This is a genomic window from Halalkalibacter flavus (assembly GCF_036663575.1).
GTDB lineage: Bacteria > Bacillota > Bacilli > Bacillales > Bacillaceae_D > Halalkalibacter > Halalkalibacter flavus.
On sequence record NZ_JAWRVK010000012.1, the window covers coordinates 21,739 to 40,079 of the forward strand.

Genomic DNA, 18,341 nt, shown 5'->3' on the forward strand with positions numbered 1-18,341 from the left:
GTTAAACTAGGAGGTAATCATCTTATGTCAAGCAAGGGGCACAAAGCGGAAGAGCCATGGCAAGGGTTTCATGGTCCAAATCTTGGCGTAGCAATTGAGCTTTACGAAGAGTATTCCAAAAATCCAGAAGCTGTAGAAGAAGATTTGCGAGAATTATTTGATATTTGGGGTCCACCACCTTCAGAAAATGAAAGTAAACCAAGTGCTACCCCAGATGTTTCTGCTGCCTCACCTAATATGGTTAGGAATTTTGTCAATGCAGTTAAGTTAGCGGATATGATTCGAAGAAAAGGGCATTTAGTTTCAGACACAAACCCGATTTTCAAACAATCAGGATATCCTCAAATTTTAGAGTTGAGTCACTATAATTTAACTGAAGAATTCTTAAAGCAAGTACCTGTTGATATGATCTGTGAACATGCACCAGCACATGTAAAAAATGGGTTGGATGCAATTAACTACTTAAAAGAAGTTTATACAAAAACCACTGCATTTGAATTTAACCATGTTCATGATATGGAAGAAAGAGAGTGGTTAATTAAAATGGTTGAGTCTGGTATGTATGTACCAAACTTAACAAAGCAACAACGTCTTAATCTTCTGACAAGATTAACGCAAGTAGAAGGTTTTGAAAAGTTTGTACATCGTACGTTCGTAGGTGCAAAGCGCTTCTCAATCGAAGGATTAGATATGTTAGTACCAATGCTTGATGAAGCTGTTCGCGAAGTTGTTCATGAAGGAACGCAAAATGTTCTTATTGGAATGGCGCACCGTGGACGATTAAATGTGTTAGCTCATACGTTAAGCAAACCATACAAGATGATCTTCTCTGAATTCTTACATGCACCAAGTAAAAATTTAGATCCAGCTGGAGTTTCAGCAGGAATAAATGGTTGGACAGGAGATGTAAAGTACCATTTAGGTGCTGATCGTCAAATTAGGGAAGAGAATACAGCTGAAGCTACTGTATCACTAGCAAATAACCCAAGTCACCTTGAATTTGTTAGTCCAATTGTTGAAGGGTATGCAAGAGCAGCTCAAGAAGTAAGGACTTCAAAAGGTTTCCCTGAACAATCGGTTACAAAAGCGTATTCTGTCTTAATCCATGGAGATGCAGCGTTTCCTGGTCAAGGAATTGTTACAGAAACGTTAAACCTTAGCCGATTAAATGGTTATCAGACTGGCGGGTCTCTTCATATAATAGCAAATAACAACATTGGATTCACAACTGAGACATATGATTCGCGTTCTACTACATATGCCAGTGATCCAGCGAAAGGGTTCGAAATTCCAATTGTCCACGTCAATGCGGATGATCCAGAAGCTTGCTTAGCTGCAATCCATTTAGCTGTTCAATATCGCAAGCGTTTCAAAAAGGATTTCCTCATCGATTTAATTGGCTACCGCCGTTTTGGTCACAATGAAATGGATGAACCTGCTGTGACACAACCGGCAACATATAACATTATTCGTAAGCATCCAACAGTACGTTCAATTTATGCAAATCAGCTTACAGAGAAGTCAGTTATTGATAATGAGTATGGAGATAAGTTAGATAAAGAAACTCAAGATTACTTACAATCTCAATATGATGATGTGATTGCCAACAAATCAAATCAACCAAAAGAGATGTCACCACCTGATTATGTCGTCAATGGCTTACCTAGAGTAAAAACGAGCGTTCCATTTAATACGCTTAAGGAAATTAATGAAGATTTGTTAGCTTGGCCAGAGACATTTAATGCAAATGTTAAGCTTGAGAAAATTTTAAAGCGTCGTCTTCAAGCATTTGAAGAAAATGCAAAAATCGATTGGGCGTTAGCAGAAACGTTAGCGTTTGCTACGATTTTACATGATGGTACTCCAATCAGGTTAACAGGGCAAGATTCAGAGCGTGGGACGTTTGCTCACCGTCATTTAGTGTTACATGATCGTGAAACAAATGAAGTGCATACTCCATTACAGACGTTTGAAAAAGCAAATGCATCATTTGCAGTATACAATAGCCCGCTTTCAGAACAAGCGGTTGTCGGTTTTGAGTACGGTTATAATGTGCAAGCTCCAGAAACGCTTGTTCTATGGGAAGCTCAGTTTGGAGATTTTGCAAACGGAGCACAAGTTATGTTTGACCAATGGATTTCAGCAGGTCGTGCTAAGTGGGGACAAAAATCTGGTCTTGTTGTTTTATTACCGCATGGATATGAAGGTCAAGGACCAGAACATTCAAGTGGTCGTGTTGAACGATTCCTTGTTCTAGCAGCAGAAAATAACTGGACGATTGCTAACTGTACGTCAGCAGCACAGTATTTTCATATTTTAAGAAGACAGGCAAAAATTCTTGAAAAAGATTCCGTTCGTCCACTTATTATTATGACGCCAAAAAGCTTGCTCCGGAATCAAGTTGTTGCTTCTTCACATGTTGAGTTTACAGAGGGAGAATTTAAGCCTGTATTTGAGCAAGAAGGGCTTGGTCAAAAACCAGAACAAGTAGAACGACTTATTTTATGTAGCGGTAAGATAGCGATTGATCTTGCTGATCGTATTGAAAAAAATAGCGATCAAAACTGGGATTGGCTGCATATTGCACGAGTAGAAGAGTTATATCCATTTGCGAAAAAGCCAATTAGAGAATTGTTCGCTCGTTTCAAAAATGTAAAAGAAATCGTTTGGGTGCAAGAAGAACCAAAAAATATGGGGGCTTGGCCATATATCGAATCTCGTATTCGTGAAATTACACCTGAAGGAACAGCCGTAAGTTACATCGGTAGAACGCATCGTTCTAGTCCAGCAGAAGGTGACCCAGTCGCACATAAAAAAGAGCAAGAACGTATTGTAACAGAGTCTTTGACACGTAAACAATAAGAGGAGGCCTTTTCCGTGATTGAGATTAAAGTACCAGAACTTGCAGAGTCGATTACAGAAGGAACCATTGCTCAATGGTTAAAACAAGTTGGAGAGCACATTAACCAAGGTGAATATATTGCTGAACTTGAAACTGATAAAGTTAATATTGAAATTGTAGCGGAGCACTCTGGTGTTATTAAAGAATTTAAAAGAGAGCCAGGTGACACAGTTGAAGTTGGTGAAGTAATTGCAGTCATCGACGAAAGTGGTAGTGCTGTAGGTGAAACGAAAACCGAAGCTGTTCAAGAAGAGCCTAAAAAAGAAGCGGTACCAGCAGCAAAAGCAGAAGTAGAAGCAAGTACACCATCTTCTACAGACCGCCCGCTTGCATCTCCTGCAGCTAGGAAGTTAGCGCGTGAGAAAGGAATCGATTTAAGTACGGTATCAACTGGTGACCCGTTAGGTCGTGTCCGTAAGCAAGACGTGGAATCTCATGGAACAAAGGCTCAGGCAACACAGTCTGCATCTGCTCCTTCAGCACCTAAAAAGAGCCCTAGCCCTGCAGCGCCTGTTGCGTCTGATGACTCAGCTAAGCCAGTAGAACGAGTGAAAATGACTCGTCGTCGTCAAACGATTGCAAAACGTTTAGTTGAATCACAGCAAACAGCAGCGATGTTAACAACTTTTAATGAAGTTGATATGACAGCAGTGATGGATGTTCGTAATCGCCGTAAAGATGCATTTGTTGAGAAAAATGGTGTGAAGCTTGGCTTTATGTCTTTCTTTACAAAAGCAGTAGTAGGCGCGTTAAAGGAGTTCCCATTACTAAATGCTGAAATTCAAGGCGATGAGTTATTAATTAAAAAATACTATGATATTGGCTGTGCCGTATCAACAGATGAAGGCTTAGTAGTTCCTGTCCTGCGTGATGCAGATCGCTTAAGCTTTGCAGGAATCGAAAAAGGAATTGGTGAACTAGGTAAGAAAGCACGTGATAATAAATTATCAATTGCTGATTTACAAGGTGGTACATTTACGATCACAAATGGTGGTGTTTTCGGATCACTAATGTCTACACCGATCTTAAATGCGCCTCAAGTTGGAATTTTAGGAATGCATAAAATTCAATGGCGTCCTGTAGCTCTTGATAAGGAACGTTTTGAAAATCGTCCAATGATGTATATTGCTCTATCATACGATCACCGTATTGTTGATGGAAAAGAAGCTGTAGGATTCCTTGTAAAAGTTAAGGAACTTTTAGAAGACCCTGAATCACTTTTACTTGAAGGTTAAATAGAAGAAAGAGGCTGACTTAGGTCGGCCTCTTATTTTGGTTAAATATTAAAGTTTCGTAACAGCTACGTAAATAAGTTGGCAATTTTTTAGGATAGTCAGTATAATGGAAGCATACATATAGAATAGTGGAAAGAGAGTTGAGTTTTTTGATACATCAAACATGGTCTAATAAACAAACGATCCGCACGATTGAGTGTGTTCATACAGATGCGAAAAAATATATGGTTAACCGTGCATTAACAAAAGGGAAGTCTTACGAATTAAAGAATGAAACAGACGAGTTTTATTTTGTAATTGATAATACTGGGAAAATTGGCGGTTATTATAAAGATTACTTCAAAGGATAAGGCAGCGGTTGCTGCCTTTCTTTTTCTTAATGGGACAAGAAAACAAGGAGGAGGTGTTCGATGGATACATTGATTTTTATTGATTTTATTAAGCAATATGGCTACATTGCATTGTTTTTTACTGTAGCAATTGGCTTGTTTTTCTTCCCTGTACCAAATGAAGTATTGTTAATGAGTGGTGGCTTACTTGCAACAACCAAACTATTAGATCCTGTTCCTACTTTTCTTGTCATTTTTAGTAGTATTATTTTACATGGAACGATCCTGTATGTTATAGGGAATGCAGTGTACCAACATTCGAATTTTGATAAGAAAAGTCAATCAATCTGGCATTCTCGTGCTGAAAAAGGAAGAGAGTTACTAGATCAATATGGTCTCAAAGCCGCTAGCTTTAGTTATTTCTTTCCTTTTATTCGTCATGCAGTCCCATTTAGTATTGGGATGTCAGGCATTTCGTATCGCCTTTTCGCTATGATTGGTTTTAGTTCTGCATTTATATGGTTATCAATCTATTTCTTCATTGGTTATTATTATGGCTCTTCAATCAAAGATTGGAACAGTTTTATCCAAAATTTAATTTATACATTATTTGCCCTATTTACCATTGTTATTGTTGTGCAAGTAATAAAAAGACGAAAACAGCAACAGCGCCGCATGCTTTAGTTTATAAAGCGTGACGACAGCTGTTTTCTTTTTGTCTAACCATGTATTAAATCTCATTTAGATGAGCGTCCATTATAAGATCTACTATTTAATTTAATAAGAAAAAGGATGACTCTAAAGCCATCCTTTCAACCTTATTTCTTTGTTGTTTCTAAATATTCATTAAATGTCATTTGCTTATCAATGACACCATCAGATGTTAATTCAATCACGCGGTTTGCAATTGTTTCATTAAATTGATGGTCATGAGAAGTGAAAATCATCGCACCTTTGTAATTTATGAGCCCGTTGTTCACCGCTGTAATAGACTCTAAGTCTAAGTGGTTGGTCGGCTCGTCAAGAAGAAGAACATTTGCACCGCTAAGCATCATTTTCGATAGCATACAGCGAACTTTTTCTCCTCCAGATAAGACGTTTGCTTTTTTCTTGACTTCTTCCCCAGAGAAGAGCATACGTCCAAGGAATCCACGTAAAAATGTATCACTGTCATCTTCAGGTGAATATTGGCGTAGCCAATCAACTAAGCTTAAGTCACTTCCTTCAAAATAAGCAGAGTTATCTTTCGGGAAGTATGCTTGCGACGTTGTGATGCCCCATTTATACGTTCCACTATCTGGTTCCATTTCTCCAGTTAAAATTTTAAAAAGAGCGGTTTTGGCAATTTCATTATCACCGACAAGGGTAATTTTATCTTCTTTATCCATCGTAAAGCTGACATTGTTAAGGACTTTTTCACCATCAATTGTTTTTGTAATTCCTTCTACACGCAATACATCATTTCCAATTTCACGTCCAAGAGAAAAATGAACATATGGGTATTTACGTGATGATGGTTTAATGTCATCTAGTTCTATTTTATCAAGCAATTTTTTTCTTGAAGTTGCTTGTTTAGATTTTGATGCATTTGCACTAAAGCGGGCAATGAAGCTTTGAAGTTCCTTAATTTTTTCTTCTTTTTTCTTATTTTGGTCTTGTGCCATTTTTTGAGCAAGTTGACTTGACTCATACCAGAAGTCGTAGTTCCCAACATAGATTTGGATTTTGCCGAAATCTAAATCAGCAATATGTGTACAAACCTTGTTAAGGAAGTGACGGTCGTGTGAAACGACGATAACCGTATTCTCAAAGTTAATAAGAAATTCTTCTAACCATTCGATCGCTTTAATGTCTAAGTGGTTGGTCGGCTCATCTAATAGAAGCACATCTGGTTCTCCGAATAATGCTTGAGCAAGAAGCACCTTTACTTTTTCAGAACCTGTTAAGTCAGCCATCTTCTTTGAGTGAAGTTCTTCCGAAATACCAAGCCCTTTAAGAAGAATAGCAGCTTCAGATTCTGCTTCCCAACCATTCATTTCTGCAAATTCACCTTCAAGCTCTGCGGCCTTAATACCATCTTCATCAGAGAATTCTTCCTTCATATAAATCGCATCTTTTTCTTGCATGACTTGATACAGGCGAGCATGTCCCATAATTACTGTTGTTAAAACTTCTACTTCTTCGTACTCGAAGTGGTTTTGCTTTAACACAGCAAGTCTTTGTCCTGGCTTCATATGAACATCACCTTGCTGTGGTTCAATTTCACCTGAAAGAATTTTAATAAAAGTTGATTTTCCAGCACCGTTTGCGCCAATTAATCCGTAACAATTTCCTGGTGTAAATTTAATATTTACTTCATCAAATAACTTGCGGTCGCCGTATTGTAATCCAACATTTGTAACGGTTATCATAAATATGTATGCCTCCAATGTCCATAATCGAATGAATTATACCATTCATTGTGGACAAGGGGCTAGTATTCTAACGATATTTTTGAAATAAACCTACTTTTGTCTTTACTCGACCGATGATTTGGATCATGGTACGATGGAAGGTGTGTTATATATACCAGAAAAAATAAACGGCTAATCCAGCTATTGTTGCGAGCATCGTAATGGTTAGCAGTTTCGTTGACCGCGTTGTATAGTTTACAATGATCGCTCCTAAAAGAACAGCGAAGTAAAGCGAAAAGTCCAGAGGGAACAAACGAATCGCTGTAACAAATCGTTCACCTGTAAATAACATGATGAAAACAGGTGCAAACATAATTAATGAAACAATGATTAAACAGAATGTATTTTTTTGTTTTAATGTCATGTTCATGATATCACCTCAGAGTGTTATTCATTTATAAAGTGTCCAACGATCACTTTCTCATTCAAAATAGAAAAGAGGAACTGTTGATGGAGAAAAATAAACTGCAGTTAGCGCAGGAAAAGTTGAAATCGATATATGGATATGATCAATTTAGAGATGGACAAAGGGTCATAATCGAACAAGTGTTAAATGGCATTGATACAATTGGTATCATGCCGACAGGAGGTGGAAAATCACTATGTTATCAAATTCCTGCTTTAGTTTTGCCTGGAGTTACGCTTGTGATCTCCCCGCTCATTTCATTAATGAAAGATCAGGTTGATGCCTTGAATGAGTTGAATATACCTGCGACGTATTTAAATAGTACATTAAGTGCAAGTGAAGAGAGTGCCCGGCAATCGCGTATTAAGGAAGGCCATTACAAACTTGTCTATGTCGCTCCTGAGAGGTTGAATCATCCATCTTTTCAACATCTGCTTGAGCACATTTCACTCTCATTAGTTGCCATTGATGAGGCGCACTGTATGTCTCAATGGGGGCATGATTTCAGGCCAAGTTATTTATCTATTTCATCATGGCTTGATGAGTTATCTCAAAGAGTTACAGTCTTGGCATTAACGGCAACAGCGACAAAGCAAGTTTGTTTTGACTTACAACAATTTTTACATATCGATAAAGAAAATGTGATAACAACTGGCTTTGAACGAACGAATTTAACATTCCAAGTAAAAAAAGGAGTAAGCAAACAAAAATTCATGTCTTCTTTCTTAGCAGCAAGAAGGAATGAATCGGGGATTATCTATGCTTCAACAAGAAAAGAAGTTGAGCAAATTTTTGACGAACTGACATCAAAAGGCTTTGATGTTGCTTGTTATCATGGAGGAATGTCTGAGAGTCAGCGCTCAGCTAATCAAGAGGCTTTCATACATGATGAAGCTAAAATTATTGTAGCAACAAATGCTTTTGGAATGGGTATAGACAAGTCGAATGTACGGTATATTCTTCATTACAATTTACCGAGGACGATTGAGGCTTACTATCAAGAAGCTGGAAGAGCAGGGCGTGATGGAGAAGCAAGTGATTGTGTTCTATTATTTAGCCCACAAGATGTTAGAACCCAATCCTTCTTAATTGAACAATCTGATCGTACGGATGATAGAATGGAAATGGAATATAAAAAATTGCAGCAAATGACTGGATTTTGCCATACGGAACGTTGTTTGCAACAATATATTTTACACTATTTTGGTGAAGATACTAATAAGACTTGTGGAAAGTGTTCGAACTGTGTTCAAGCAGGTGAGAAGGTAGATCGAACGAAAGAAGCTCAGATGGTTTTTTCAACAGTTAAACGAGTGAGAGAACGTTTCGGAAAAACGATGATTGCTCAAATTCTAGTCGGATCATCAAATCAAAAAATTAAACAATTACAGTTAAACGATGTTTCAACATATGGTTTAATGAAGGATTGGACTCAAAAAGATGTGGCTGAATTTATTGACATTTTAATGGCGGAAGAATATTTACGAGCAACGGGAACTTCATACCCAACGATCGAATTAACAGAGAAAACGTTGCCAGTATTAAAAGGTGAGGAACAACTTTTTATTACTGAAACGTTAGCACAAGTAGAGCCACAAGAACAAGATGATGTTTTTGAAGCATTACGTCAATTGCGTAAGCAGCTCTCTACCGATAGCAATATACCTCCATATATGGTTTTTTCAGACCGCACTTTAAAAGAAATGAGTCGATATATTCCTGTAACGATGGATGAGTTGTCTGAAATTTCCGGTGTCGGTGAACAAAAAAAAGAGAAGTATGGACAAGCTTTTTTAGAGGTATTAGTACAATTTAAAAATAATCAGCCTGTATTGAGTGAAAGACAATCGAAAAAAAGCAGCGGTGCTTCAAAAAAAGGGCAATATTTAGAAACCGCAAAACGTTTTAAAGAAGGTGCATCAATCGAGCAGTTAGTTGAAGCCTTCTCTTTAACGGAGCAGACGATTGTCAAACACTTAATTCGTGCAGAGCAAGAAGGAATAGAGTTACATTTAGCTCAATTTGTAAAGGAGGAACATCGCTTCCTTATAAATGAAGTAGCAGCTGAGGTAGGAACAGATTTTCTTAAGCCAATTAAAGAAAAGCTCCCAGACCATATCACGTATCAGGAAATCCGGTTCACTTTAGGAAAGTAATAACGGATAGGTACAAAGTTTTATGATATGATGAGTCGGAATAGGGAATTTTATGTAATTTTTTCATAGACGTCATGAAGCTATAAAAGGGGAATGTAGAAATGACAATTAAGATCGTAACAGATTCAACTTCTGATTTAACGAAAGATCTTATTCAAACTTACGGGATTGAGGTTGTCCCATTATCTATTTCAGTAAATGGACAAACTTATTTAGATGGGATCGATATAACAAAAAGTGATTTTGTGAAATTATTGACTTCATCTGAGGAGCTTCCAAAAAGTTCGCAACCTTCTGTTGGTTATTTTGAGGAGACATATCTTCGGTTATTAGCCGAACCTGATACAACACACATCATATCAATCCATCTTACGGAAGGAATGAGTGGTACATTTAATTCTGCAAGAACGGCAGCGGATATGATCGGAGAAAATGTAACGGTTATTAATTCACAGTTCATCTCTCATGCATTAGCTTTTCAAGTGATTGAAGCTGCAAAGATGGCTAGCGATGGACATAGTGTCGAAGAAATTGTTGCCAGGTTAGAAGAAGTTCGTGAGCATACTTCTTTATATTTAATGGTGGATACATTAGAATATTTAGTAAAAGGGGGTAGAATTGGCCGAGGCAAAGCATTGCTTGGATCCATCCTGAAAATCAAGCCAATTGCCTCTCTGGCTGATGGAGTATATACACCCGTGAACAAAGTACGTACTCATATACAAATGATTGAATATTTTAAGAAACAATTCATCGAGGAAACATCGTCATTAAAGGTAAAGGCAGTCGGGATTGCTCATATTGAGGCGGAATCACTGGCAAATAAATTGAAAGATGCATTACAACTGAAACAAATCCCAGTGACAATTACAGAAACGTCTCCTATTATAAGTACACATACAGGACCTGGAGCAATTGCACTTATGTATTATTCAGAAAAAGACTAAATATATATAATTGGAAAGGATAGAACAAAGTTATGAGTATTCGCGAACTAATTAGTATTGACGACTGGAAAGAGCTTTATCAATCATCAGGAGAAAAGCCTGTTTTACTGTTAAAGCATAGTACAACTTGTCCAATTAGTGCTGAAGCATTCAAAGAATTTCAAGCGTTTCAAAAAGGAGCAGAGAATGAATTTAATTATGCTTTAGTAAAAGTGATTGAACAACGTCCTGTATCTAATGCCATTGCAGAAAAAACAGGAGTCAAACATGAATCACCTCAATGTTTCCTTATAAAAGAACAAGAAGTAACGTGGGTGGATTCACATTGGTCCATTACAAAGAGAGCGATTGAAAAAGCTATAAACCAATAATGAAAAAGAGTGACAACATAGGTAAAGCTATGAATCACTCTTCTTTTTTTGACTTGTTTTAGCCATTTGAATATAAGTAAAAATTAAACAACCAGTTCCAAGAAACGTACAAACATACTGTAAAATTCTCATCGTATCCAAACAAAACACCTCCGATGGTCTCATTGGAACGAAAAAGAGAATAACTCCCTTTTTCTGATCTTTCTACATGGTTTTACTATATCTAGAATGAATCGATCTTATTCGTTAAAACAAAAAGGAATCGCTTATTAGCGAATAAAGAGTAAGGAAAAAGAGTGATAGGAGGATGATGAGATTGAATGCGGTGGGGGAACTAAGAGAGTTGATTGAAAAAATGAATAATCATCCTGAGTATATTAGCAAAAAGAAGGACCGTGTGTTCCAATTTGATTTAAAGGATGAGGGTACGATTCAAGTTGTACTAAGAGATGGAAAAGCAAACTTATATGAAAGTCAAGACGAGGAAGCGGATGTTACATTGCAATTATCGGAAAAGATCTCTTGAAATAGTTAGCAGATGAACGGAACACTACAGTAACATTTATGACAGGGAAGGTAAAATTAGATGGAAAGATAGGATTGGCATTAAAGCTACAAGAAGTTGTACGGGTGTATCAAAAAGTATAATAAATAAGAGACGAACATGTCGTCGTCTCTTATTTAATGTTAAGCAAAAAGTAATGCGTAAGATACGCCAATAACGCCAATAATCGCTAAAATATAAACAGGCTTAATTGGCATCTCTCCATCTTTTTCCATAGCTTTCCCGAACATATAGAAAACAAGTGGGTGTACTAAAAATGGCATAGAAAAGATAAAAGGAATGAGTAAAGCTGCATCCGTACCAAACATCTCACCTTGAATGGCAGCAAATAATCCAAAATGGGAAATGGCCGATGTTTGCGCCATAGCTGTATATTCAAAAGACATTGTACTAAAGCTTAAAAGCGCTAATCCCCCAAAAACGGCACAAATTTGCCAACCAAATGAAAATTGCATTAGAGCTTTTACTTCTTTTCGATCATCCCCATTGGCTTTACGTAAATTTAAGAGAGCTAAAATCGTTAGTCCGATTCCAATTGCTACAATGATGGAAGAAGGTCCAATCCATAGAGAGCCGCGCTCAGCACTGATTGCAAGTACTGAAAATACAAACACATGTCCAAAGAATGGAATATTAATCATAATTGGTGCGCGTTGAGCCGCAACTTTTCCAAAATCTCCTGCAGTACAAGCTCCTGTTAAACCAGAATGAGAAAGAGAACCAGCCATACCAGGTGCTAAGTTTCGCGTGTTTGCTGTTTTAGCAATAAGCATAATTAAGGCAATTCCCCCAAACATCCAAAAAAGTTGTCCGAAAAATCCATACGCTAATACAGAGTTCATCCCTTGAATTTCAAAGGCATCACTAATGCGAGACCCTCCAACCATGAAGTTCGCCGCAAGTACAACTGGAATCCCGGCAAAAAGTAGGGCACGTATAGTTGGACCAAATGTCCAATTGTGGAAAATTGCACCGAGGGCAGCTGAAATCATCATAGCGAAAAAGATTTGCGGTAACGCAATAATGGAAACAAATGCCTGAGCAACATAAAAGGAAATAAGTAAAACGACAATGATTAACCCAAGTTCTAGCAAACCTTTCCGAATATACAAATGCTTATTTCTTATGGTAGCTTTATTATCGATTAATATTACAGCGATAATGAGACCTATATAAGCAATAAGAGGATTATAGACAGCCAGCCCTTCAGCAGCCTGTCCCTGTAAGAGCATTCTGGTAAATCCTTCAATTCCAAGCAATAAGAAGAATGCACGAACAATGTAAAAGAATTGAGTGCGTGTTGTTCCAAGAATTGTTTCTTCATCTGATGGAACGACAATGTCAGAGACTTCAAGCTCCTTCTTGCTTAGAATTTTTCGTAACTCCTGTCCTCCAACAAAGAATGATACCGTTAAAGCAATAATGGTCGTACGAGCCATTAAATCAACAAATGGAAACTCAACTAATCCAGGTGTAGCGATTCCGACAGAAACTAAAAGAAAACCAAGCAATAAGCCGAAGATAACAATAATAAGTACAGGAGAAAATCTTGTACCAGCTACAATTGTTCTTGATATTAGTACCATAGGAACAAGGAAAAAGAGCAAAATCCAAAATTGATTTAAGACTTGTAAATGAGTAATTTGATCAACAATTTCCATGAAAGTAACTCCTTATTTATTTTTGCTTTTAAAGCTTACCCCATAATGGTGCGGGGAGTAAACTTTTGTAAGCCTATACATGAATTTAACAGAATAGTAAATTAACCAAGTTGAAACCATCTAGTAGCTCCAGTCGTCTCATGTGTAGATTTGGAGGTGTGTATAATGGGAAAAATAAAGGGTTTCCTTGGAATTGTTTTTTTAGTATTGGTTATAAGTGCTTGTAGTAGTCAGGAAGAGGTAAATGATTTGGCTGTAAGTGACCAAGTATTTGAAGAAGCAGAAGTTGCAACTTCTTCCGAAAGCATGAATATGGATAGAGGAATACTGAATCAAGTAAGTACAAAAGCAGCAGAGCGCATGGTCATTTATCAAGGATATTTGACTCTAGAAGTGAAAGACTTCTACCTATCTAGAGACAAGATCCAAGAAAGGACTGGTCAGTTAGGCGGCTATGTTGTTGAATCACATCATCATGAAGGGGCTGATGGCAAGCTATTTGGGACCATTGTCCTTCGCGTGCCGAAGCAAGATTTTGTGCCGTTTATCGAATATATAGGAACGACAGATGTCAAAATCGTTGAACAAAGCACACATGGCAATGACGTAACCGAAGAGTACATTGATTTAGGATCTCGATTAAAAGCCAAAAGTGTTGTGGAAGAGCGACTGTTAGGCTTTATGGAACAGGCTGCTAATACGGAAAATTTATTAAAGATTTCAAACGATTTAGCGAAGGTTCAAGAAGAAATCGAGCATATGACGGGAAGAAAGCAGTTCTTAGAAAATCAAGTTGAACTTTCGACAATAACCATAGCAATTAATGAGGTTTCTATTGGAACATCAAGCATTCAAGGAGACGAATTGAATACATGGGAACGATCAAAAAAACTATTTATTGATACAATTAATGTAGCTTTACTAGCAAGCTCAACCATTGTAGTCTTTTTGATTGGTTTAAGCCCGGTTTTTGTGCCGAGTTTGATTCTAATTTTGATTATCATGATATATTACAAAAGGAAAAGGAAAAACAACGATCAAACGATGGATTAAAAAAACAAAATTTGTTGCAGTCTGCCAAGTGTATACTTTTCGCTTCAATTCAAACGATATAGATGAGGTGAAATAGATGAATCGACCAATGGTAACTGCTCTAACAACAATCGGAATTGCCCAATCATTAAAAATACCTATACACAAAGCAAAAACAGGGAAGTGGGATACAGGTTTGTTATTTGAAACCGGTGGGATGCCGAGTTCCCATTCAGCCGGGGTAACGGCATTAGCTACTTTTGTTGCTCTTGAACGTGGCATTTCTTCAGTTGACTTTGCTTTGTCTACTGTGTTTGGTTTAATTGTTATGTATGATGCACAAGGAATTCGCAGACAAACAGGTGAATTAACAATAAAAGTAAATGATATGAGTGAAGAAGTAAATCGTTTAACAGGATTGCATGCCCCCCACAAAAGCAGGGATCAGAGTAAAAAGTTAAGAGAGCGTCTTGGGCATATGCCTGAAGAGGTACTAGGAGGAGCGCTTTTAGGTATCGTAACCGGTACGCTTGGGTATATGTTAACTGGTAAGTAAACGATATAGGTTTATTATTTCCTTTATATAACTCTGTTACTGCAGTTAGGAACAGGCGAAAAAAGAAGGCGCTGATAAATTCCTTTATAGTGCCTTCTTTCGCTATATTAAGGTACCATCAAATTATGAGCGAGCCAAGATAAATAAAAAACCGTAACGATCCCTACCAACCCAATAATGCTATATTTGTCAAACATTCGGATATTATCTTTTTCGTTTTTCCCATACATAATTTTCACCTTTTTATAGCCGTTTATTTTAACTTTCTTTCTTATGTTTTAACTTTAACGCAAGGTGTATACAGTATTTGAAAATAATTGCGGCTATACACGAAAACAATGGAGTGTACAGCTACTATAATTGAGCAGAATAATTTCCAGTTAGATGAAAATCCATTTTTGGTTGTTTTTTCATATTTATAAAGAAGGAAACTGTCTCCTTATGCCGAATTAAGTTAGGTAAAGGGGGATGATACATAAATGTGTACTATTAATTTTTACATTGACGATAACTTAGTTAGGACAGCAAGTGGCGAAGAACTAGAAAAGGAAATGCCCAACTGGGATGGTAAATTTCATAAAGGTGAAAAAATGCTTTTTAAAGGTGAGGATAAGTTAATTAAGAATATAAAGGTCGAGTTCTCTGAGGGTACAATTAGTCTATTTTTAAAGTAAGTCACTCCTAGTGAGTGGCTTTTAATGTACTAAAAATTAAAACGATCTCTTTTAACTGAGTAAATGTAATCAACAGGTAGGACAGACATCACACTAATAGGTTTTTATGGACATCCTACTTTAACTAGGCAAGAAGAAGTAGCTAAATAATTCATTTGCTTCTGTTGTGACCATATGGTGACTACTACAAAAAAAAGACCCCATTTTACCAATGGGGCTGGCAAACAATTGATCCACTGCAGTTCTCGTGGTCAACCTCAATATCAAAATTATGCTTATCATAAAAATGGATGAGTCTGTCAAGATGGTCAAAGTCACGTTCGGCGAGATCGCCTTTGATGTATTGGACGTTTTGATCCTGTGCATGTTCCTTTAAATAGTCCATGCAAATTGAGCCGTAGCCTTTGTTTTCTTCGCCTTTGATGTCGCCAATGAAAATCGTTGATTGATCCTCATATTTGGCTTGGATTGAGAAATCCCAGCTTCCACGAAAGGCGGATTCACAGTCATTTAGCATGATCTTACATGCATGCCCATCATCTACAATAGACACAATCACCCATTTTTCTTCTTTTGTTTGTTCTATTCCTAAAATTTGTCGTTTTTTTGCAATTTCTTTAACGTTCGCTTGCATACGAAACATTTGAAACTCTAAATCTACTAAGTTTTGCTCTAGTTCTACAGGGTCTCTTTTCTCCTCCTCGGCCCCTAACTTAGTTAAAAGCACCGAATCACCTCTTTTATTTGTCTACTACTATTTTACAAGTTATATATTATAACGGCATAGTGGGAAACGTGCAAGTCCTTATAACCTAGATCTAATTGAAGTACCAATAAAAAACAGGTACAAATCACGAAAATCTGTACCTCAAATGTAGTTCGTGTTTTCGTTTATTTAAATGAATACGTCCAAAATCGCTCTGTTTGTAACCATTCAAGAGCCACTTTATCACCACTTTCCCATTTTGGTTCAAGCTCTTTAAGCATCCATTCTGTTTGTGAAAGATGTGCTCGCATTGCTGCTTTCTTTTGTTCGGCAAATGGAGTGATGTCGTTTACGATATCAGCCGGACCAATTTCTTGTTCATGGCCATTGGAGAAGGCAACACAATGGACGGTAGGGCGCTCGCTTTCTTCCATCCGTTTGACAGCTTCGATGACTGCGCGCGCCGTCGCCTCGTGGTCGGGATGAACCGAGTATCCAGGATAAAAGGTAATAACTAATGATGGGTTCAGCTCTTCAATTAGGTTGCTCATAATAAGAATCATTTTTTCGTCGTCTTCAAACTCGACGGTTTTGTCTCGAAATCCTAACATACGTAAGTCATCAATTCCCATTGCCTCGGAAGCTTTAATTAATTCTTGTGTTCGGATTTTTGGTAGTGATTCCCTCGTTGCAAATGGTGGAGTGCCAAGATTTCTTCCCATTTCACCAAGGGTTAAGCAAGCATATGTAATCGGTGTTCCATTGGCAACATGCATCGCAATCGTACCTGAAACACCAAATGTCTCATCATCTGGATGGGGGAATATGACGAGGATCTGTCGTTCTTTTTTCATGTCAAATCATTCCTCTCTATTCAAAAGGTGTTTTGCTAATTTCTAATGCAACGGCTAACTTTCCATCGTTTCCGTGACCAGCAAGGAGAAGACGTCCTAATTCATCTTGCTCATAATGTGTTAACCCTTCAGCGTATACCCAACCGATTTCAAGCTTTAAGCCCACTCGGTACGGACCATCTCCGATTATTTTGCCGTGCTCATACGTGATCTTTGCATTTCTTATGTAGGCACTTGCTGAGAAAAAAGATGAATCATTATGAGAAGCGTAGGCACCGTTTGTTGTCTCTAAGTGTAAATACACTTCTTGGTTAGCGTATGAATGAATCAAGGTCTGTACTTCCTGTATTGTGATAGCCTCCATGCGTTCCTCCTACATTTACATTCTTTTCTTAATAGTATAATGCAAATGAGGGTGAACAACCAATAAAATCGCCTGTCATGTTGTGTTATCTCTTTTTCTTTTTTGTTAAAATGGAATAGATGATTTTTGAGAGGGAGTGTCGTGTTGAAAGAGGTAGCCGTTTTAGGGAAAATCCCTACTATTGCATATGAAAAGTTAAGCAAATATTTTCAAGTTATTATGAATGAAAGTGTTACACCAATGACAAAAGATGAAATTATACAAATGGTTCAAGGAAAAGAAGCGATTTTATCCATTTTGTCCGATACGATTGATCAGGAAATTATGAATGCTGCTCCTGATTTAAAGATTATTGCGAACTATGGTGCAGGGTTTAATAATATTGATGTAGAAACAGCGACCAAGAAAAAGATCCATGTAACCAATACTCCTGTTGTCTCAACATACGCAACGGCAGAATTAACGATGGGTCTTTTGATTTCATTATCAAAATCGCCTAGTAGAAGGCGATAAACTTACGCGAACTGGTTATTTTGAAGGATGGGCACCTTTGTTCCATCTTGGTACAGAGCTACGTGGAAAGACACTTGGTATCTTTGGAATGGGGAACATTGGAAAGAAAGTCGTACAAATGGCGAAAGCATTTGATATGAAGATCATTTATCATAATCGAACGCGCCTTTCAAACGAGGAAGAACACTTATTAGACTGTACATATCTTGATAAAGAGGCACTTCTACAAGAAGCAGACGTGGTGAGCTTACATATGAGTTTCCACCCTTCTTTAAAACATTTTATAGGGGAAAAGGAACTTGCGTTGATGAAGCCTGAGGCATTTTTATTAAATTTAGCCAGAGGTCCGCTTGTCCACGAAGACGCCTTAGTATGTGCTTTAGCAAATAAAAGAATTGCTGGAGCGGGACTTGATGTATTTGAATTTGAACCGTCAGTTACCGAACGGTTAAAGACGTTAGACAATGTCATTTTAACTCCACATATTGGAAATGCGACGGTGGAAGCTAGAAGAAATATGGCGGAAATGGCTGCTGATAATATTATATCTGTGTTACATGGTGGCGAACCGAAAACCCCAATTAATGTAGTTGAATGAATTAGCAGCTATCATGTTG

The 18,341-nt window shown here is 37.5% G+C and carries 20 protein-coding genes; 14 read left to right on the forward strand and 6 right to left on the reverse strand.

Annotation, left to right across the window (positions count from 1 at the left end):
- Positions 1–24 precede the first annotated feature (24 nt).
- The 4 genes from SAY88_RS09935 (at position 25) to SAY88_RS09950 (ending at position 5,150) form a co-directional block, all read left to right on the forward strand.
- A complete protein-coding gene (locus SAY88_RS09935; protein WP_332631485.1) occupies positions 25–2,862 on the forward strand; it encodes a 2-oxoglutarate dehydrogenase E1 component in 2,838 nt (945 codons plus the stop codon).
- Between the two features lie 15 nt (positions 2,863–2,877).
- A complete protein-coding gene (odhB, locus tag SAY88_RS09940; RefSeq protein ID WP_332631487.1) occupies positions 2,878–4,137 on the forward strand; it encodes a 2-oxoglutarate dehydrogenase complex dihydrolipoyllysine-residue succinyltransferase in 1,260 nt (419 codons plus the stop codon).
- Positions 4,138–4,286: 149 nt separating this feature from the next.
- Positions 4,287–4,487 (forward strand): DUF6501 family protein, encoded by a 201-nt coding sequence (locus SAY88_RS09945; RefSeq protein ID WP_332631489.1) that lies wholly within the window; start codon positions 4,287–4,289, stop codon positions 4,485–4,487.
- 60 nt (positions 4,488–4,547) lie between these two features.
- On the forward strand, positions 4,548–5,150 hold the full coding sequence (locus SAY88_RS09950; RefSeq protein ID WP_332631493.1) for a DedA family protein: 603 nt from the start codon (positions 4,548–4,550) through the stop codon (positions 5,148–5,150).
- 134 nt (positions 5,151–5,284) lie between these two features.
- Here the strand turns inward: SAY88_RS09950 and SAY88_RS09955 are convergent, their stop codons facing one another.
- Complete coding sequence (locus tag SAY88_RS09955) at positions 5,285–6,877, reverse strand: ABC-F family ATP-binding cassette domain-containing protein (RefSeq protein WP_332631496.1); 1,593 nt, start codon at positions 6,875–6,877, stop codon at positions 5,285–5,287.
- 148 nt (positions 6,878–7,025) lie between these two features.
- Positions 7,026–7,283: a hypothetical protein gene (locus tag SAY88_RS09960; protein ID WP_332631499.1), complete on the reverse strand. Its 258-nt coding sequence runs from the start codon at positions 7,281–7,283 to the stop codon at positions 7,026–7,028.
- 86 nt (positions 7,284–7,369) lie between these two features.
- On the opposite strand from SAY88_RS09960, the gene recQ reads away from it, so the two are divergent.
- The 5 genes from recQ (at position 7,370) to SAY88_RS09985 (ending at position 11,447) form a co-directional block, all read left to right on the forward strand.
- Positions 7,370–9,481, forward strand: a complete 2,112-nt coding sequence (gene recQ, locus SAY88_RS09965) for a DNA helicase RecQ (RefSeq protein WP_332631502.1) — start codon at positions 7,370–7,372, stop codon at positions 9,479–9,481.
- Positions 9,482–9,582: 101 nt separating this feature from the next.
- Positions 9,583–10,428, forward strand: coding sequence for a DegV family protein (locus SAY88_RS09970; protein WP_332631505.1), 846 nt, complete (start codon positions 9,583–9,585; stop codon positions 10,426–10,428).
- Between the two features lie 32 nt (positions 10,429–10,460).
- Positions 10,461–10,799 carry a bacillithiol system redox-active protein YtxJ gene (ytxJ, locus tag SAY88_RS09975; protein WP_332631507.1) on the forward strand — a complete coding sequence of 113 codons (339 nt, stop codon included), beginning with the start codon at positions 10,461–10,463 and terminating at the stop codon, positions 10,797–10,799.
- Positions 10,800–11,124: 325 nt separating this feature from the next.
- Positions 11,125–11,325 carry an SCP2 sterol-binding domain-containing protein gene (locus SAY88_RS09980; RefSeq protein WP_332631616.1) on the forward strand — a complete coding sequence of 67 codons (201 nt, stop codon included), beginning with the start codon at positions 11,125–11,127 and terminating at the stop codon, positions 11,323–11,325.
- Positions 11,326–11,363: 38 nt separating this feature from the next.
- Positions 11,364–11,447 (forward strand): hypothetical protein, encoded by an 84-nt coding sequence (locus SAY88_RS09985; RefSeq protein WP_332631618.1) that lies wholly within the window; start codon positions 11,364–11,366, stop codon positions 11,445–11,447.
- Positions 11,448–11,486: 39 nt separating this feature from the next.
- Here the strand turns inward: SAY88_RS09985 and SAY88_RS09990 are convergent, their stop codons facing one another.
- On the reverse strand, positions 11,487–13,025 hold the full coding sequence (locus SAY88_RS09990; RefSeq protein WP_332631509.1) for a hypothetical protein: 1,539 nt from the start codon (positions 13,023–13,025) through the stop codon (positions 11,487–11,489).
- A gap of 165 nt (positions 13,026–13,190) precedes the next feature.
- On the opposite strand from SAY88_RS09990, the gene SAY88_RS09995 reads away from it, so the two are divergent.
- The 3 genes from SAY88_RS09995 to SAY88_RS10005 all read left to right on the forward strand — a co-directional run bounded on the left by SAY88_RS09995 (position 13,191) and on the right by SAY88_RS10005 (position 15,287).
- The gene (locus SAY88_RS09995) at positions 13,191–14,078 is read left to right on the forward strand and encodes a DUF4349 domain-containing protein (RefSeq protein ID WP_332631511.1); all 888 of its coding nucleotides are present in this window, start codon (positions 13,191–13,193) and stop codon (positions 14,076–14,078) included.
- Between the two features lie 76 nt (positions 14,079–14,154).
- Positions 14,155–14,613, forward strand: a complete 459-nt coding sequence (locus tag SAY88_RS10000; RefSeq protein ID WP_332631513.1) for a divergent PAP2 family protein — start codon at positions 14,155–14,157, stop codon at positions 14,611–14,613.
- Positions 14,614–15,092: 479 nt separating this feature from the next.
- Complete coding sequence (locus SAY88_RS10005) at positions 15,093–15,287, forward strand: hypothetical protein (RefSeq protein WP_250096351.1); 195 nt, start codon at positions 15,093–15,095, stop codon at positions 15,285–15,287.
- A 205-nt stretch (positions 15,288–15,492) separates the two neighbouring features.
- Here SAY88_RS10005 and SAY88_RS10010 read toward each other — a convergent pair whose 3' ends face one another.
- From SAY88_RS10010 to SAY88_RS10020, 3 genes are all read right to left on the reverse strand, one after another.
- The gene (locus SAY88_RS10010; protein ID WP_332631516.1) at positions 15,493–16,014 is read right to left on the reverse strand and encodes a hypothetical protein; all 522 of its coding nucleotides are present in this window, start codon (positions 16,012–16,014) and stop codon (positions 15,493–15,495) included.
- A 164-nt stretch (positions 16,015–16,178) separates the two neighbouring features.
- On the reverse strand, positions 16,179–16,847 hold the full coding sequence (gene bshB2 / locus SAY88_RS10015) for a bacillithiol biosynthesis deacetylase BshB2 (RefSeq protein ID WP_332631517.1): 669 nt from the start codon (positions 16,845–16,847) through the stop codon (positions 16,179–16,181).
- A 16-nt stretch (positions 16,848–16,863) separates the two neighbouring features.
- Positions 16,864–17,211 carry a YojF family protein gene (locus tag SAY88_RS10020; RefSeq protein ID WP_332631519.1) on the reverse strand — a complete coding sequence of 116 codons (348 nt, stop codon included), beginning with the start codon at positions 17,209–17,211 and terminating at the stop codon, positions 16,864–16,866.
- Between the two features lie 141 nt (positions 17,212–17,352).
- On the opposite strand from SAY88_RS10020, the gene SAY88_RS10025 reads away from it, so the two are divergent.
- Both SAY88_RS10025 and SAY88_RS10030 read left to right on the forward strand, forming a co-directional pair.
- Positions 17,353–17,724, forward strand: coding sequence for a Rossmann-fold NAD(P)-binding domain-containing protein (locus tag SAY88_RS10025; protein ID WP_332631521.1), 372 nt, complete (start codon positions 17,353–17,355; stop codon positions 17,722–17,724).
- 37 nt (positions 17,725–17,761) lie between these two features.
- Positions 17,762–18,322: an NAD(P)-dependent oxidoreductase gene (locus tag SAY88_RS10030; protein WP_332631523.1), complete on the forward strand. Its 561-nt coding sequence runs from the start codon at positions 17,762–17,764 to the stop codon at positions 18,320–18,322.
- The last annotated feature ends 19 nt before the right edge of the window (positions 18,323–18,341 follow it).

Bases quoted from the DNA above. Each gene is read 5' to 3' on its own strand.
- ytxJ (WP_332631507.1), top strand. From the start codon at position 10,461: ATGAGTATTCGCGAACTAATTAGTATTGACGACTGGAAAGAGCTTTAT.
- SAY88_RS10020 (WP_332631519.1), bottom strand. From the start codon at position 17,211: ATGGAGGCTATCACAATACAGGAAGTACAGACCTTGATTCATTCATAC.
- SAY88_RS09990 (WP_332631509.1), bottom strand. From the start codon at position 13,025: ATGGAAATTGTTGATCAAATTACTCATTTACAAGTCTTAAATCAATTT.
- SAY88_RS09995 (WP_332631511.1), top strand. From the start codon at position 13,191: ATGGGAAAAATAAAGGGTTTCCTTGGAATTGTTTTTTTAGTATTGGTT.
- bshB2 (WP_332631517.1), bottom strand. From the start codon at position 16,847: ATGAAAAAAGAACGACAGATCCTCGTCATATTCCCCCATCCAGATGAT.
- SAY88_RS10000 (WP_332631513.1), top strand. From the start codon at position 14,155: ATGAATCGACCAATGGTAACTGCTCTAACAACAATCGGAATTGCCCAA.
- SAY88_RS09985 (WP_332631618.1), top strand. From the start codon at position 11,364: ATGACAGGGAAGGTAAAATTAGATGGAAAGATAGGATTGGCATTAAAG.
- SAY88_RS09950 (WP_332631493.1), top strand. From the start codon at position 4,548: ATGGATACATTGATTTTTATTGATTTTATTAAGCAATATGGCTACATT.
- recQ (WP_332631502.1), top strand. From the start codon at position 7,370: ATGGAGAAAAATAAACTGCAGTTAGCGCAGGAAAAGTTGAAATCGATA.
- SAY88_RS09970 (WP_332631505.1), top strand. From the start codon at position 9,583: ATGACAATTAAGATCGTAACAGATTCAACTTCTGATTTAACGAAAGAT.
- SAY88_RS09935 (WP_332631485.1), top strand. From the start codon at position 25: ATGTCAAGCAAGGGGCACAAAGCGGAAGAGCCATGGCAAGGGTTTCAT.
- SAY88_RS10005 (WP_250096351.1), top strand. From the start codon at position 15,093: ATGTGTACTATTAATTTTTACATTGACGATAACTTAGTTAGGACAGCA.
- SAY88_RS09955 (WP_332631496.1), bottom strand. From the start codon at position 6,877: ATGATAACCGTTACAAATGTTGGATTACAATACGGCGACCGCAAGTTA.
- SAY88_RS09960 (WP_332631499.1), bottom strand. From the start codon at position 7,283: ATGACATTAAAACAAAAAAATACATTCTGTTTAATCATTGTTTCATTA.